Below are 16,021 nucleotides of genomic sequence, written 5' to 3' on the forward strand. Positions count from 1 at the left end.
CATGCCATCTAGCGATCCGCGCCCGACAAGCTCAACCGAAAAACGCTGGCTGACGATCGTCGGCATCGGCGAGGACGGGCTCGACGGGCTCTCGCCGCAGGCTCTGCGGGCGATCGCGAAGGCCGCGCATGTCTTCGGCGGCCAACGACACCTGAAGCTCGCCGCAGACCGAATTACCGGCGTCGCCCACCCCTGGCCGTCGCCGTTCGATGCGGCAATGACGGCGGTCTGCGCGTTGCGCGGCCAAGAGGTCTGCGTGCTCGCCTCGGGCGATCCGTTCTGTCACGGCGTCGGCGCGACGCTGGCGCGCCATCTGCCGGCCGGCGAGATGACCGTGCTGCCGGCGCCCTCGGCCTTCAGCCTGGCGGCGGCGCGGCTGGGCTGGGCGCTCCAGGACGTCGACACGGTGTCGCTGCACGGCCGCCCGGTCGAATATCTGCGCCCGCTGCTGCAGCCGGGCCGGCGCGTCATGGCGCTGACCTCGGACGAAACCGGCCCCGAGAAAATCGCCGAATTGCTGCGCGCCGACGGGTTTTGCGGATCGCGGATGACCGTGCTGGAAGCGCTCGGCGGTTCGGCGGAAAGGATCACGACGCTCAGCGCCGACGCGGCCCTGCCGGGGACGATCAACCCGCTCAACCTAGTCGCCATCGAACCCGTCGCCGACGCCAATGCCAGGCTTTTGCCGCGCGCCGCCGGCCTCGACGACGCGCTGTTCGTGCATGACGGCCAGATCACCAAACGCGAGATCCGCGCGCTGACCCTGTCGGCGCTCGCCCCGCTGCGCGGGCAGTTGTTGTGGGATGTCGGCGCGGGGTCCGGCTCGGTGGCGATCGAATGGATGCTGGCCGATCCGGCCATGCGCGCGATCGCGATAGAAGCCGACCCCGCGCGCGCCGAAACCATCCGCCACAATGCGCTGCGCTGCGGTGTGCCGGCACTTACGGTGGTGGAGGGCGCAGCACCGGACGCGCTTGCCGGCCTGGAACCACCCGATGCGATCTTCATCGGCGGCGGCGGCACGCGGCCGGGCGTGATGGAAACGGTAATGAAGGCGCTGAAACCGGGCGGACGCCTGGTTGCAAACGCGGTGACCCTGGAGATGGAAGCCCGACTGTTGGCTTTGCGCGCGAGCCACGGCGGCCCGCTGACCAGGCTATCGGTGGAACGCGCCGGAGCGATCGGCACGATGACGGCCTGGCGGCCGGCCATGCCGATCGTGCAATGGACATGGGGCAAGCCATGATCGTGGCGGGTCTGGGCTGCCGGCGCGGCGTGACGGCGGAAGACATTCTGGCCGGACTTACGGCCGGCATGGCGGAAGCCGGATTGTCCGGCAAACTTCCGGACATGCTTGCGACCGGGACAATGAAACGCCACGAACGCGCCATCGGCGAAGCCGGCGCGCGGATCGAACGGACGGTCGTTCTGGTGGACGGGCCGGCGCTCGCCGCCGTAGAACCGGCACTGGTGACGCGCTCGGCCGCCTCGCGCAAAACCAGCGGGTCGTCCTCGCTAGCCGAGGCGGCAGCGCTGGCGGCCGCGGGCCCCGGCGCGAAACTGCTCGCGCCGCGCACGATTTTCGGCGCGGTGACCTGCGCCGTCGCGCAAGCAGGAGGCCAGCCATGACGGTGCACTTCATCGGCGCCGGCCCCGGCGCGGCCGACCTGATCACGGTGCGCGGCCGCGACCTGATCGCGCGCTGTCCGGTCTGTCTTTACGCCGGCTCGATCGTGCCGGGCGCCCTTCTGGAGCATTGTCCGCCGGACGCGCTTGTGCGCGACACCGCACCCTTGTCGCTCGACGAGATCGAGGCCGCCTTCGTCGACGCGCATGCCAAGGGCCAGGACGTCGCGCGGCTGCATTCGGGCGATCTGTCGGTGTGGAGCGCCATCGCCGAGCAGATGCGGCGGCTCGACAAGCGAGGCATTGCCTATACGCTCACCCCCGGCGTGCCGGCTTTTTCGGCCGCCGCCGCGGCGCTTGGGCGCGAGCTGACCATCCCCGAGGTCGCGCAGAGCCTGGTGCTGACGCGCGTCTCGGGCCGGGCTTCCAAGATGCCGCCGGGCGAGAGCTTGCCGGTCTTCGGCGCGAGCGGCGCCACGCTGGCCGTCCATCTCGCCATCCATGCGCTCGACCAGGTGGTGGCGGAACTGACCCCGCTCTACGGGCCCGACTGTCCGGTGGCCGTTGTGGCGCATGCGAGCTGGCCGCAACAACGTATCGTTCGCGGCACGCTCGCTACAATCGCACGCCAGGTCGCCGACGACCCGATCGAACGCACGGCGATCATCTTTGTCGGCCCCGGCCTGGCGGCCGAGGATTTCCGTGAGAGCGCGCTATACGACGCGGCCTATCAGCGCCGTTTCAGGGGACGGGAGGCGATATGAGTATCGAGAAGGCGATCGGGCGGCTGGCGCCCGAAATCGTCGAGTTCAAGGCCGGCCAGGTCTGGCTTGCCGGGGCGGGCCCGGGCAATGCCGGCCAGCTTACCCTCGACGTGGTTTCCGCGCTCGCCCAGGCCGACGCGATCGTCTACGACGCGCTCGTCGATCCCTCGATCCTCAAGGCGGCCGACGGTGCCGATCTGCATTTCGTCGGCAAGCGCGGCGGCAAACCGTCGACGCCACAGGACGACATCACAGCGCTGTTGATCGCGCTCGCCGGCCGCGGCAGGCGCGTCCTGCGGCTGAAGGGCGGCGACCCCTACGTATTCGGACGCGGCGGCGAGGAGGCAATGGCGCTCGCCCGGGCCGGAATCCAGTTCCGCATCCTGCCGGGCGTCACATCCGCCTTCGGCGCGCTGGCGAGCGCGGGCATTCCCGCCACCATGCGCGGCATGAACAAGGCGATCATCCTGGCAACCGGCCACGCCGCCGGCGAACCGGAGGATCTCGACTGGGCGGCGCTCGCCCGCACCGGCCAGCCGATCGTGGTCTATATGGGACTGAAACGGGTCGAGACGATCGCCGCGGCACTCATATCGGGAGGCTTGGCGGCGACGACGCCGGCGGCGGTGATCGCGGCCGCCACGACCGAGGGCGAAACCGTGCTGGTGTCGACATTGGCCGCAATCGCACGCGAAGCGGCGGCTTCCGGCGTCGCTTCGCCGGCGCTGATCGTGGTCGGCGAGATCGTGTCGATGCGCGCCGAACTCGGCCAATTCGTCAAACTGGTCAAAAGCGCATGAGCGCGCGCGCCTTGATGATCGGCGCCGCGCGCTCGGGCTCCGGCAAGACCAGCGTGACCATCGGCCTGCTGCGCGCCCTCAGTCGGCGCGGCATCGCCGTCAGAGGCGCCAAATCCGGACCGGACTATATCGATCCCGGCTTCCACGCGGCCGCCACCGGCCGGCCCGGCGTCAATCTCGACAGTTGGGCGATGCCGCCCGCCCTGCTCGACGCGCTGACGGGAGCGGCCGCGCATGACAGCGATCTGGTGATCGTGGAAAGCGCGATGGGGCTTTTCGACGGCATCCGCGCCGAGCCCGGCTGCACGGGTGCCGCGTCGGACCTGGCGCGGCGCTACGGCGTGCCGGTGCTTCTGGTTCTCGACGTGTCCGGCCAGTCGCAAACGGCTGCAGCCATCGCGCGCGGATTTGCCAGCCACGACCCGCAGGTCCGCATCGCCGGCGTGATCCTCAACCAGGTCGCCAGTCCCCGGCACGAAACCTATGTGCGCGAGGCGCTGGAGGATATCGGCATCGAGGTGGTCGGCGTCATCTATCGCAATCCCGAAATGGCGTTGCCGGAACGCCATCTCGGCCTGGTGCAGGCAAGCGAGCACGCGGCCATCGACGCCTTCATCGAGCGGCTGGCCGACACGATGGAAAAATCGATCGATCTCGACCGGGTCATGGATCTCGCAGGCCCGCTCGCGCCCGCTTCCGCGGGCGACGCCACAGCGATCCTGCCGCCGCCCGGACAGCGGGTCGCGATTGCCCGCGACGCGGCGTTTTCGTTCGTCTACCCGCATGTGCTGGCTGCCTGGCACGCCGCCGGGATCGACATCCTGCCGTTTTCGCCGCTCGCCGACGAGGCGCCGGACGAAACCGCCGATGCGTGCTGGCTACCCGGGGGCTATCCGGAGTTGCACGCCGCCCAACTTGCCGCGGCCAGCCGTTTCAGGGACGGGATGCGCGCCTTCGCCACGTCCAGGCCCGTCCATGGCGAGTGCGGCGGCTTCATGGTGCTCGGGCGGGCGATCGAGGATGCCGACGGCGTCGGCCACGCCATGCTCGGCCTGCTCGGTCACGAGACCAGCTTCGCCAAGCGCAAGATCAATCTCGGCTACCGCCAGGCGCGGCTGCGTTGCGACTGCGCCATCGGACGGGCTGGCGACACGGTGCGCGGCCACGAATTTCATTACGCACGCGTCACACAGGCGGGCGCGGACGAGGCGCTGGCCGACATCGCCGACGGCGCCGGCAATCCGCTCGGCCCCTCCGGCGCGCGGCGGGGCACCGTGACCGGCACATTCTTCCACGCGATCGCGAGGGCCTGACAATGGCGGGAGTTCCCCGTTCGGACGAGATTTTGGCCGATATGGCAACCGCGCTCGGCTTTTTCACGCGACTGCCGGTTCCGTTTTCTGCCGATGCCGGGCGCTCGCTGTCGCAAAGCCTGTGGGCCGCACCGCTGGCCGGGCTGGCGGTTGCACTTGCCGGCTGGCTAGCCTTCATCGTCGCGCTGTGGCTCGGCCTCTTCACCGACATCGCAGCACTTGTGGCGCTGGGCGCGATGCTCGTGGTCACCGGCGCGCTGCACGAGGATGGCCTTGCCGATATCGCCGACGGCTTCGGCGGCGGACGCGAGCGCGAGGCAAAACTCGCCATCATGCGCGACAGCCGCATCGGCACCTATGGCGTATGCGCGCTCACGCTCAGCCTGATCGCCCGCTGGCTTGCTCTCGCCGCGCTGGTGACGCCCGGCGAGGCGCTTGCCGGCCTGATCGCTGCGCATATGGCCTCGCGCGCGCTGCTGCCGGCCTTCATGCACCTGGTGCCAAATGCACGCCACGACGGACTGTCGGCCGGCGCTGGCGACGTCGACATGCGCTCCGTCCAGGTCGCCGCCCTTCTTGGGGCGGTGGCGCTGCTGCTTCTGGGTCCCGGCGGCGCGATCGTGGCCGCGCTGGCGCTGGCGCTATGGTTTTTTTCCCTGCGCCGGATCGCCATGCGCCAGATCGGCGGCCGCACCGGCGACGTTCTGGGCGCGCTGCAGCAGGGCGGCGAAATCATCGTGCTGGTGACCGCCTGCGCCATGCTCGCCTGAGCCCACGGGAGATTTCATGAACGGCTTTTCCACGCTCGATCATCTCAAGGCCGCGTGCCGCGACCTGCCCGAAGCCGACCCCCGTGCCGACGAGGCGGCGCGGGCGCGCCAGGGCCAGTTGACCAAACCGCCCGGCAGTCTCGGCCGCCTGGAGGAGCTGGCGGTATGGCTCGCCGCCTGGCAGGGGTGCGAAAAACCCGGACTCAACACGGTAGAGGTGATCGTGTTCGCCGGCTCGCACGGCATCACCGCGCGCGGCGTCTCGGCCTTTCCGGCCGAGGTGACGGCACAGATGGTGGCGAATTTTTCCGCCGGCGGCGCGGCCATCAACCAACTCGCCGAAGCAGCCGGCGCAGGGCTGACAGTGGTGCCGCTTTCGATCGACACGCCAACGGCCGATTTCACTCGGGCGCCGGCGATGAGCGAGGCCGCGTTTCTGGACGCGGTCTCAACCGGTTATGCGGCGGTATCGCCCGACACCGACCTGATCGCGCTTGGCGAAATGGGGATCGGCAACACGACCGCGGCCGCCGCGCTGGCCGCCGCGCTGTTCGGCGGCACGGGTGCCGACTGGGCCGGACGCGGCACCGGCGTCGACGACGCCGGTCTGGGACGCAAGGCGGCCGTGATCGACGAGGGGCTTGCCCGGCATGGTGAGCGCCGCGACGACCCGCTTGGTCTGCTCGCGGCGCTCGGCGGCCGCGAACTGGCGGCGATCTTCGGCACCACGCTTGCCGCCCGGCATCACCGCATTCCGGTCGTGCTGGACGGGTTCGTGTGCACTGCCGCCGCCGCGCCGCTTGGAAGATTGCATGCGCGCGGCCTCGATCACGCCATCGCCGGCCATGTGTCGGCCGAGGCCGGGCACCGGCGGCTGCTCGAGGCGGTCGGGCTGTCGCCGCTGCTCGATCTCGGCATGCGGCTCGGCGAGGCGTCGGGCGCCTGCGTGGCGCTGACGATCCTACGCGCGGCAGTCGCCTGTCATAGCGGCATGGCCACTTTCGCCGAGGCCGGCGTCTCCGACGGCTGAGACAGGAAACCCGATATCATGCGCACCCTACTTGTCATCGGCATCGGCGCCGGCGATCCGGACCAGATGACCATCCAGGCGATCAAGGCGCTGAACAGGGCCGAGGTCGTGTTCATCCCCGCCAAACAGGGCAAGGACGGGCTCGCCGCGCTGCGCCGCGAGATCTGCCGGCGTTTCATGACGCGCGAGAGCTGGCGCGAGGTCAACTATCCGGTACCGAAACGGGCAGAGCCCGATCCGTCCTATCGGCAAAGCGTGGACGACTGGCACGCGGCGATCGGGGCGACCTGGGAAAAGCTGCTGGAAGACGAGCTCGACGAGAACGGCTGCGCAGCACTGCTGGTGTGGGGCGATCCTTCGCTCTACGATTCGACCCTGCGCATCGTCGGACATCTTGCCAGGCGCGGCCGGATCGCCTTCGACTACGAGGTCTTTCCGGGCATCACCAGCATCCAGGCCCTGGCAGCGAAACACCGGATTGCGTTGAATACGATCGGCGGGCCGGTCCATGTCACCACCGGCCGGCGCCTGACGGAAAAATTTCCCGCCGACGCCGACAGCGTCGTCGTCATGCTCGACGGCGTGCAGGCCTTCCGCGGCTTGCCGCCGGAAAATGTCGACATCTACTGGGGCGCCAATCTCGGCACCGACAGCGAAAGCGCAATCGCCGGACCGCTTGGCGAAAAGGCCGATGCGATTTCACAGGCCCGCGCGACCGCCCGCGACAAGGCGGGCTGGGTGATGGACACCTATCTCCTGCGCAAGCGTTTGCCCGACGGCGACTGAGCCAGCGGACAGCAAGCCCATTCCCACGCAATCGGGGCGCACCCTTCCCTTTACCCGGCAAACAAGCCAGCCTACCGACACGGACCCATCGGGGCACGGTGACAGGCGCGCCGTGCGAATTTCACCCACAACACGCCGCGTGCGGTTGACGGGCGCCCGACGCCTCACTAACAAATATGTAAATGAATATAATTTGGTCCAAAACGGACCGCTGGGAGGAAAACATGAAAAAGACACTCGCACTGACCGCAGCCTTCGCGATGCTGGCCGGCTCGGCCGCGGCCGAAGAGGTGACGCTGAAAGCGGCGAGCGCCTTCGCGACCGGAACGACCTTCGCGCGGCCGTTTGCGGCCTTCGTCGACTGGGTCAACGAAAACGGCAAGGGCGTGCTGCAGATCAACGTGGTCGGCGGACCTGAGGCGGTGCCGCCCTTCGAACTCGGCAACGCGGTGTCTTCGGGTGTTGTCGATCTGGCTAACAACACCGCCGCCTTTTACACCAACCTCTTGCCGGAGGGAGACGCGCTGAAACTCGCCACCAACACGATCCAGGATCAGCGTGCCAATGGCTGCTACGACATCATCGACGAGATGCACCAATCGGCGATGAACGTGAAATATCTGGCGCGCACCGGCGACAACGTCAATTTCCACCTCTATCTGACCAAGCCGATCGAAAAGCCGGACCTCAACGGCCTGACCATCCGTACCACGCCGGTCTACCAGGCGATGTTCAAGGCGCTCGGCGCCAATCTGGTGCGCACCGCGCCCGGCGAGGTTTACACGGCACTCGAGCGCGGCGCGATCGACGGGTATGGCTGGCCGATCCAGGGTGTGCTCGATCTCGGCTGGGACGAACAAACAAAATACCGGGTCGATCCGGGCTTCTACCAGGTCGACGTCAATGTGATCGTCAATCTCGACAAATGGAACGGGCTCGGCGACGAGCAGAAGGCGCTGCTGGAAAAGGCGGCGGAATGGATCGAGGCCAAGAATGCCGACAATCTCGACATTAACGCCAAGGAGGCGGCCGCCCAGGCCGAGGCCGGCATTGAGGTGATCGAATTTTCCGGCGACGACCGCGAGGCGTGGCTGAAGGCCGCGCAGGACGAAGGGTGGGCAGCGATCGCCGCCATCAATGCCGACGCGGCCGACAAGCTCAAGACCTGCTTCTGACGGCGCCCGGCTGACGGACAGAGGCCGATGCGGGCCCTGACCTCGCTCTATCGGGCCGTTATCCAGGCGCTCGCCATCGCGGCGGGCGCCATCATCGCCGCGATCGCTCTCGCCATCTCGCTCGACGTGGTGCTGAGGACCTGTTGCACCAGCGCCATTCACGGCCTGACGGACATGACAGAGCACGGCATCGCGGCGGCGACGTTTCTGGCGGCGCCGTGGGTGTTGATGAAGAATGCGCATGTGGCGGTCGACCTGATGGTGATGCTGTTGCCGACACGGGCGCGCCTGCGTCTCGATCTCATCATGAACCTCGTCGGCGCCGCGGTCTCGGCCACGTTTTCCTGGTACTTGTTGCAGGCCCTGACAAACGCCCTGCAGCGCGGCTCGATGGTGCGCGGTATCATCGTGGTGCCGGAATGGATGACTTTCGCCGCGCCTGCCGCCTGCACGCTGCTACTGGCGATCGGCTTTGGGCTCAGGATCGGCACAATCCCCGAAAAACGTGGTGCAACGGGACTTTAGGGCCTTTCATGCACAAAATGATTCAAGTTCGGGTCGCGGCGAACGCGCCGTGCGGCACAACGGGCGAGGCCGGTCTCGCAGGCCGATTTTCGTGCGACGACCGCAAGGAGCGCTAGCGCATGGACTGGCCCGTCATCCTTTTGTTGATGCTCGGCGGCCTGGTCGCGCTTCTGGCGGCCGGACTGCCAGTCGCCTTCGCCTTCATCGCGGTCAATCTCGTCGGCGCGTTCGCCATCCTCGGCGGCGAGATCGGCCTGGTGCAGATGGCGCGCAACTCGGTCCAGTCGATCACCAGCTTTCAGTTGACACCGATCCCGCTGTTCATCCTGATGGGCGAGATCCTATTTCAGACGCGGGTCGCCCACCGCGCCATCGACGCGGTCGAGCGCGTCGTCACGCGCATCCCCGGACGGTTGTCGATCGTGACCGTGTTCGCCGGCACGATCTTCGCCGCGCTGTCCGGCTCGACCATCGCCAACACTGCCATGCTCGGCTCGACGCTTTTGCCGTCCATGCTCAAGCGCGGCTATCACCCCACGCTCGCCATGGGTCCGATCATGGCCTCGGGTGCGATCGCGATGCTGATTCCGCCCTCTGCGCTGGCCGTACTGGTGGGCAGCCTCGCCGGCATTTCGATCGCCGGGCTTTTGGTCGCCGGGATCGTGCCGGCGCTGATCCTGTCGCTCGCCTTCGTGGCCATTATCGTCGTGTCGGCACTGCTGCGGCCCGAGCTTGCGCCGCAGGACGAACTGCCGCCGATGCCGGCCTGGGAGCGCTGGAAGCCGTTCGTCATCCATGTCCTGCCGCTGTCGGGCATCTTCATCGTCGTTATCGGCAGCCTGCTGGCAGGGATCGCCACGCCGACCGAATCGGCCGCGCTCGGCTGTATTGCGGCTGTCGTCGCCGGCGCCGGCTACCGATCGCTCAGCTTGAAGAACCTGTATGTGGCGGCGATGGAGACGGTGAAGCTGTCGGTGATGATCCTGTTCATCATCGCCGCGAGCCAGACGTTCAGCCAGATCCTGTCGTTCAGCGGCGCCACTAGCGGCCTGATCAACCTCATCCAGACGATGGAGCTGTCTTCGCTGCAGATCCTGGTCGGCATGATCCTGATCCTGCTTTTTCTCGGCTGCTTCGTCGATCAGGTGAGCATGTTGATGGTCACAATCCCGGTCTTCGTGCCGCTGGCCCGGGCCGTCGGTATCGACGATTTGATCCTGGGGGTGATGTACCTGCTGACTATGGAGATCGCGCTATTGACTCCGCCTTTCGGGCTGTTGCTGTTCGTCATGCAGGGCGTGTCGCCGGACTGGATCAAGATGCGCCACATCTACGTGGCAGTGACGCCGTTCGTGATCACCAAGCTTATCGTGCTGATCCTGGTGCTCGCCTTCCCGGCGCTCGGAACCTGGCTGCCGGCCCAACTCGGACGCTGACGGAAACAATCAGGCAACCGGTTCGACCGGGCCTTTGCAGAAGCGATAATATATGCAAATGAATATAATTCGACCTGCTGACCACAATGGAGGCCGTATCAATGGCTGAACGCTCCTTCGCCAAGGAAGTCGAAAAGCTGCGTTTGGGTGACGGCGAAACCTTCCACGGAGAAGGCATCCTCGCCATCACCAAGGCGCTGCTGCAATGCGGCGTGGGGTATGTCGGCGGTTATCAGGGCGCGCCTATCTCGCATCTGATGGACGTGCTCGCCGACGCACAGGACATCCTGGCCGAACTCGGCGTGCGCTACGAGGCCAATGCTTCGGAATCGGCGGCAGCGGCCATGCTGGCCGCTTCCGTGCACTACCCCATCCGCGGCGCCGTCGCCTTCAAGTCGACGGTCGGCACCAATGTCGCCTCCGACGCGCTCGCCAACCTCGCCTCCGGCGGTGTGACCGGCGGCGCGCTGGTCATCGTCGGCGAGGATTACGGTGAAGGCTCATCCATCATGCAGGAACGCAGCCATGCCTTTGCGATGAAATCGCAAATCTGGCTGCTTGATCCGCGCCCGAACCTGCCGTCGATCGTCAAGGCGGTCGAGGACGGCTTCGAGCTGTCGGAAGCGACCAACACGCCGGTGATGCTGGAAGTGCGCATCCGCGCCTGCCACCTCTCCGGCGCCTTCGAAACCAAGGCCAATCGCCGCCCGCCGCTGACGGTGCGCGAGGCCGTCGACAATCCGCGCCGCCAGACCGACCGCATCGTTTTGCCCCCCGCCGCCTTCGTCCACGAGCAGGAAAAGATCGCCAAACGCTGGCCGGCGGCACAGGCATTCATCAAAGAGCGCGGCCTGAACGAGTTGTTCGGGCCGCCGAACGGCAAGCTCGGCATCATCCTGCAAGGCGGTATGTACAATTCCGTCGTGCGCGCGCTGCAACGGCTCGGCCTCGCCGACATAAACGGCGACACCGACGTGCCGCTCTACGCGCTTAACGTGACCTATCCGCTGGTCGATGACGAGATCGAAGCGTTCTGCGCCGGTAAGGACGCCGTGCTGGTCGTCGAGGAGGGCCAACCCAACTATATCGAACAGGCGATCGGCGCCATGCTGCATGCCGGCGGCGTTTCGACCCGTGTCGTCGGCAAGACCGCGCTGCCTATGGCCGGCGAATATACCGGCCAGGTCATGCTCGACGGCGTCGGCCGCTTCCTGCGCGAGTACGGGCCGGAGGTGCTGGCGCCGGAGCACCGGGCGCCGAACCGCCCACGGGAGCCGCAGCCCGCGCCGGAGCTCGCCGAGATCGTGCCGCAGCGCCCGCCCGGCTTTTGCACCGGTTGCCCGGAACGACCGATCTTCGCGGCGATGAAGTTGGTCGAGCAGGAACACGGCAAGCATCAGATCGCCGCCGACATCGGCTGCCACCTGTTTTCGATCCTGCCGCCGTTCGAGATCGGCGGCACCACGATGGGCTACGGCCTGGGTCCGGCCTCCAACGCCGCCTTCCACGGCGGCGGCGGCAAACGGCCGATCTCGATCATCGGCGATGGCGGCTTCTGGCACAATGGCCTGTCTTCGAGCATCGGCAACGCGGTCTACAACGAGGCCGACGGCGTCATTCTGGTAGTCGACAACTACTATTCGGCCGCCACCGGCGGGCAGGACGTGTTGTCCTCGCGCGCCGACAACCGCTCCAAATCGACCAATCATCCGATCGCCGACGCGGTGAAGGGCGTCGGCGTCAAATGGGTGCGCCAGATCGACCGCACCTACGATGTCGCCAAGATGCGCGATACGCTGGCGGAGGCGCTGACCACGCCAGAAAAAGGCCCGAAGGTGATCGTTGCGTCATCGGAGTGCATGCTCAACCGCCAGCGTCGCGAAAAGCCGCTCATGGCCAAAGCGGTCAAGGACGGCAGGCGGGTGGTCAAGCCGCGCTTCGGCGTCGACGAGGACGTGTGCACCGGCGATCACGCCTGCATGCGGCTGTCGGGTTGTCCCTCGCTCAGCGTCAAGACGCTCGATGACCCGCTGCGCGACGATCCCGTGGCAGCGATCGACCAGACCTGCGTCGGCTGCGGCAATTGCGGCGAGGTCGCCGACGCGGCCGTGCTGTGCCCGTCCTTCTACCGGGCCGACATCATCCGCAACCCGACGCGGAGCGAGCGCGCCCTGGCGCGCCTGCGCCAACGCGTGACGCGCGCGCTCGCCGGCTGGCGCGCCCGCCGCCGCCTCGATTTTGCAGGAGACGCCGCAGCATGAACATCGCCCACACCCCGGACGCGGGTCCGCAGACGCCGCTTCCCGGCCAGCACATCATCAAGCTCGCCATCCTTGCCGTCGGCGGCCAGGGTGGCGGCGTGCTGTCGGACTGGGTCGTGGAAACGGCGGAAGCAAGCGGGTACACCGTCCAAGCGACGTCGGTACCGGGCGTCGCCCAGCGTACCGGCGCCACGATCTACAGCATCGAAATGACGCCGCGCACCGACCGGCTGCCGGTGCTCGCCCTGATGCCCTCACCCGGCGACGTCGACATCGTGATCGCGGCGGAACTGATGGAGGCCGGACGGGCGGTGATGCGCGGCCTGGTCACCCCCGATCGCACGACGCTGATCGCCTCGACACACCGCATGCTCGCCATCTCGGAAAAGATCGCCATCGGCAACGGCATCGCCGACGGCGATGCGGTGTTCGCCACCGTCAGGGACGCCGCCAAGCAGTTCATCGGCTTCGACATGGAAAAAATCGCCGCCGACGCGGGCACGATGATTTCGGCCAGCCTATTCGGCGCACTCGCCGGTTCCGGCGCCCTGCCCTTCGAACGTGCCGCATTCGAAGCCGCGATCCGCAAGAGTGGCCGCGGCGTGGACGCCAGTCTGCGCGCTTTCGGCACGGCCTTCGAGCGGGCGCGCGACACCCACGCGTCGACCGCCGCCAACGACGAACCGCGGCCGGTCCCCGGCCCCGCCGCGCCCAACGGGCCGACGCATCTTCTCAGGCAATGGCGTGGCCTTTGCGACCGGATCGCCGCCTATCCGCTTGCCATGCGCGACATGGCCACGCGCGGACTGGCCAAGGTGGTCGATTTCCAGGACCTCGCCTATGGCTCGGACTATCTCGATCGGCTCGACGCGGTGCTGGAAATCGACAACGCCACGGGTGCCGAAGTCGAGGAATGGGCGCTGGCGACCGCGGCCGCCAAACATGTCGCCAACGCTATGGCTTATGACGATGTGATCCGCGTCGCCGACCGCAAGACCCGCTCCGCCCGCTTCACGCGTATCGAGCGCGAGATCCAGGCGCCCGATGACGCGATCGTGCAGGTGACCGAATTCATGCATCCACGCGGCGAGGAAGTGTGTTCGATGTTGCCGACAAGGTTCGGCCGGTTCATCGAAGCGCGGCCGCGCCTGCTTGCCGGGCTCGACCGAATGGTCAACCGGGGACGGCGCGTACGCACCGACTCCCTGATCTGGTTCACGGTTTTGTTCACTCTCGCCGGACTGCGCCGCTGGCGGCGGCGGCTGTTGCGCCATGCCAAGGAAACCGCCCATATCGACGAATGGCTGACCCAGGCGCTGCAGACCGCGCCGCAAAACTATGCACTGGCAGTCGAGATCGTCTCATGCCGGCGTTTGATCAAGGGCTATAGCGACACGCATCAGCGCGGGCTGTCGAAATTCGACCGCGTGCTGGCGACGGTGCCGCTGCTTGTGCCACGCCAAGATGGCGGTGACTGGTTGCGCCGCCTGCGCGAGGCCGCGCTCAAGGACGAAGACGGCGGTGCCCTCGACGGCGCCATCAAAACCGTGCGCTCCTTCGCCGGAACCGGCGACACGCTTGCGGCGCGCGTCAAAGCCGACTAGTCGGAGCCCTCAGGGTCACGTGTAGTCAGGACTTGCCATGCAGGAGCGGCCAGAACCAAAACGGACAGCCGAGCAGCCGGACAGCGGACGGCGGACCGTTTTGCTGGACAACATCCTGCCCTATCTCATCAACCGGCTCGGCTTTCGCATGAGCCGCATGCTGAACCGCGACCTGCGCGCCTATGGCCTTGGCATCTCGCACTGGCGTGTTCTGGCGGTGCTCGACTCCGCCCGCGCTGTCACCATCAACGATCTCGCCGACTATGCGATGATCGAGCAGTCGACGCTGAGCAGGCTGGTGATGCGCATGGAGGAACAGGCGCTGGTGCGGCGCAAGCGCAGCGGTCCGGACGGGCGCGTCGTCACCGTGTCGATGACCGCGGAGGGACGCCGCGCCTACGAGAAGGTCCGCGCCATGAGCCTGGCCCATACCGAGCGTGTCGTGATGGGCTTTTCCGACCAAGAGAAGGCGACGCTGAAAAAGGCGGTGCGCCGCATGACCCGCAATCTCGAAAATTACGATATCGCCGATGCCGAGGCGGAAGGCCAGCCAGCGCGGATCGTCCCGCGCCGGCCATGAGGCTCAGTTCCCGGAACATTATGGTGATCCATTGAATCACCATCATGATCCATCACATTGCTTTCAAGCTGTTTTTCGCGTGCTCGCGATCCGCCTTCCGGGTCATTCTCCAGTTGTACCGATCGAGACCGGCCGCACCGGCGAGCCGGACCCGCCGCGCGACCGTAGCGGCAAGATCATCGTGCACGACGTCCATACCTTGTCGGCGGCCAGTTCGCCGAGCCGAGCGTTCTGGATCTGATGGATACCGGCCTCGGCGAGGTTGAAGCTGTGGATCGCGAAGGGCTGTCCGTCCGGTACGCCTTCCGGCGGCCCTGCCTTGCCCTGCAGCGCGCCGTCATTGACCGGATCGGTGAAGGGGTTGTCGAGTGCGATCAGCACGATGCGCTTTTCGGCCAGATATTGCGCGGCGTCGTAGGCCAGCCCCGGACCCATCCCGTAATAGGGCGTATTGCCGGCCGGATCCTGCCAGTTCTCGCTCCAGCCGGTGTGGATATAGACCACGTCGCCCGGCAGGATGCCACGTTCGGCAAGTCCCTGGCTTTCAAGCATCGCCTCGATATCGGCGGTTGTCACCCGGTCGCCCGCCCCCAGCGCCTCGCCGCCATTATGCGCCTTGGCGTCCAAAAGCACGGCCGAGGTGACGATCGGCGGCACGTGCTCGATACCGAGCTTGAGGAGCGGCGAATCCGGCGCCGGCTTGACCTGGTCCTGACTGTAGCCGCCATAATATTGCGCCGTGCCGGACGGGAACTCGCCCTGACCGTCCCAAGCTTTCGGCAGGATGGCGAAATGGCCGAGCGCGTCCATCTGCGTGCCTTGCGCACCGGGCTCGCCGCTTTCGACCTGCTCGCCGTTGAAGGCGTGCACGGTGCCGGGAATGCCGACCGTCGGGCGGTAAACATATTTCAGCGGCACGCCGAACGGCGACAGCGGCATGGTGTTGGAGCGTTCGTGCGACAGTTCGTAGGCCTTGGCGTTTGGCGCAGCCAGGTGCGCGGCGCAGCGCAGCCACGTCCCCTGCCCCAGCGCATTGGCCATGCCGACCTGATCGCCTTCGCCCCAGGGCGGGCTCGGCACCATCGTTTTGGAGCGTTCGACGGCATCGTTCAAACCGTCCGACTGCGCGAATGCGCCGCCCGCACCGACTACCGCGAGCGCCGCCAAGACGCCCAGAAGCTTTCTCATGATGGTCCTCCCTCGAATGCGCCGGCCGAACGTCCACGCGCGACCGGTTCTAATTATCTGCATTTACATATAATCAGGCCGACGAGCCAGTGTCGAGCGCGCGCAGATGCACGAAGGCGCGACCGGAGCCGGCCGCGCCTTTGTCTGCAGGAGAGGCTTCGAG

The 16,021-nt window shown here is 67.1% G+C and carries 15 protein-coding genes; 14 read left to right on the forward strand and 1 reads right to left on the reverse strand.

The annotated features are described in order from the left end of the window. The first annotated feature begins 1 nt into the window (after position 1). The 14 genes from cbiE to GN330_RS20930 all read left to right on the forward strand — a co-directional run bounded on the left by cbiE (position 2) and on the right by GN330_RS20930 (position 14,670). Positions 2 to 1,246, forward strand: a complete 1,245-nt coding sequence (gene cbiE / locus GN330_RS20865) for a precorrin-6y C5,15-methyltransferase (decarboxylating) subunit CbiE (RefSeq protein ID WP_156715184.1) — start codon at positions 2 to 4, stop codon at positions 1,244 to 1,246. Then, on the forward strand, positions 1,225 to 1,629 hold the full coding sequence (locus GN330_RS20870; RefSeq protein ID WP_156715186.1) for a cobalamin biosynthesis protein: 405 nt from the start codon (positions 1,225 to 1,227) through the stop codon (positions 1,627 to 1,629). The genes cbiE and GN330_RS20870 overlap by 22 nt, the downstream gene beginning before the upstream one ends. Then, complete coding sequence (gene cobM, locus GN330_RS20875; RefSeq protein ID WP_156715188.1) at positions 1,626 to 2,390, forward strand: precorrin-4 C(11)-methyltransferase; 765 nt, start codon at positions 1,626 to 1,628, stop codon at positions 2,388 to 2,390. Before GN330_RS20870 ends, cobM begins: the two co-directional genes overlap by 4 nt. Beyond that, the gene (gene cobA, locus GN330_RS20880) at positions 2,387 to 3,190 is read left to right on the forward strand and encodes a uroporphyrinogen-III C-methyltransferase (RefSeq protein ID WP_156715190.1); all 804 of its coding nucleotides are present in this window, start codon (positions 2,387 to 2,389) and stop codon (positions 3,188 to 3,190) included. Before cobM ends, cobA begins: the two co-directional genes overlap by 4 nt. Further along, complete coding sequence (locus GN330_RS20885) at positions 3,187 to 4,503, forward strand: cobyrinic acid a,c-diamide synthase CobB (protein ID WP_156715192.1); 1,317 nt, start codon at positions 3,187 to 3,189, stop codon at positions 4,501 to 4,503. The genes cobA and GN330_RS20885 overlap by 4 nt, the downstream gene beginning before the upstream one ends. A gap of 2 nt (positions 4,504 to 4,505) precedes the next feature. After that, the gene (gene cobS / locus GN330_RS20890) at positions 4,506 to 5,273 is read left to right on the forward strand and encodes an adenosylcobinamide-GDP ribazoletransferase (RefSeq protein WP_156715194.1); all 768 of its coding nucleotides are present in this window, start codon (positions 4,506 to 4,508) and stop codon (positions 5,271 to 5,273) included. A gap of 16 nt (positions 5,274 to 5,289) precedes the next feature. Beyond that, on the forward strand, positions 5,290 to 6,303 hold the full coding sequence (gene cobT / locus GN330_RS20895; RefSeq protein ID WP_156715196.1) for a nicotinate-nucleotide--dimethylbenzimidazole phosphoribosyltransferase: 1,014 nt from the start codon (positions 5,290 to 5,292) through the stop codon (positions 6,301 to 6,303). Positions 6,304 to 6,321: 18 nt separating this feature from the next. Continuing rightward, positions 6,322 to 7,089 carry a precorrin-6A synthase (deacetylating) gene (gene cobF / locus GN330_RS20900; protein WP_156715198.1) on the forward strand — a complete coding sequence of 256 codons (768 nt, stop codon included), beginning with the start codon at positions 6,322 to 6,324 and terminating at the stop codon, positions 7,087 to 7,089. Between the two features lie 224 nt (positions 7,090 to 7,313). Next, the gene (gene dctP, locus GN330_RS20905; protein WP_156715200.1) at positions 7,314 to 8,264 is read left to right on the forward strand and encodes a TRAP transporter substrate-binding protein DctP; all 951 of its coding nucleotides are present in this window, start codon (positions 7,314 to 7,316) and stop codon (positions 8,262 to 8,264) included. Between the two features lie 27 nt (positions 8,265 to 8,291). Further along, complete coding sequence (locus tag GN330_RS20910; RefSeq protein ID WP_156715202.1) at positions 8,292 to 8,789, forward strand: TRAP transporter small permease; 498 nt, start codon at positions 8,292 to 8,294, stop codon at positions 8,787 to 8,789. Positions 8,790 to 8,908: 119 nt separating this feature from the next. Further along, complete coding sequence (locus GN330_RS20915; protein ID WP_156715205.1) at positions 8,909 to 10,225, forward strand: TRAP transporter large permease; 1,317 nt, start codon at positions 8,909 to 8,911, stop codon at positions 10,223 to 10,225. Positions 10,226 to 10,326: 101 nt separating this feature from the next. Then, entirely contained in the window at positions 10,327 to 12,486 is a 2,160-nt protein-coding gene (locus GN330_RS20920) for a thiamine pyrophosphate-dependent enzyme (protein WP_156715207.1), read from the forward strand. Beyond that, a complete protein-coding gene (locus GN330_RS20925) occupies positions 12,483 to 14,090 on the forward strand; it encodes an indolepyruvate oxidoreductase subunit beta family protein (protein ID WP_156715209.1) in 1,608 nt (535 codons plus the stop codon). The genes GN330_RS20920 and GN330_RS20925 overlap by 4 nt, the downstream gene beginning before the upstream one ends. Before the next feature lie 100 nt (positions 14,091 to 14,190). Further along, positions 14,191 to 14,670: a MarR family winged helix-turn-helix transcriptional regulator gene (locus tag GN330_RS20930; RefSeq protein ID WP_197435262.1), complete on the forward strand. Its 480-nt coding sequence runs from the start codon at positions 14,191 to 14,193 to the stop codon at positions 14,668 to 14,670. A gap of 102 nt (positions 14,671 to 14,772) precedes the next feature. On the opposite strand, the gene GN330_RS20935 is transcribed toward GN330_RS20930, so the two are convergent. Next, positions 14,773 to 15,858 (reverse strand): cyclase family protein, encoded by a 1,086-nt coding sequence (locus tag GN330_RS20935; protein ID WP_156715213.1) that lies wholly within the window; start codon positions 15,856 to 15,858, stop codon positions 14,773 to 14,775. Between the last annotated feature and the right edge of the window lie 163 nt (positions 15,859 to 16,021).

The organism is Nitratireductor arenosus (assembly GCF_009742725.1).
GTDB classification, from domain to species: domain Bacteria; phylum Pseudomonadota; class Alphaproteobacteria; order Rhizobiales; family Rhizobiaceae; genus Mangrovimarina; species Mangrovimarina arenosa.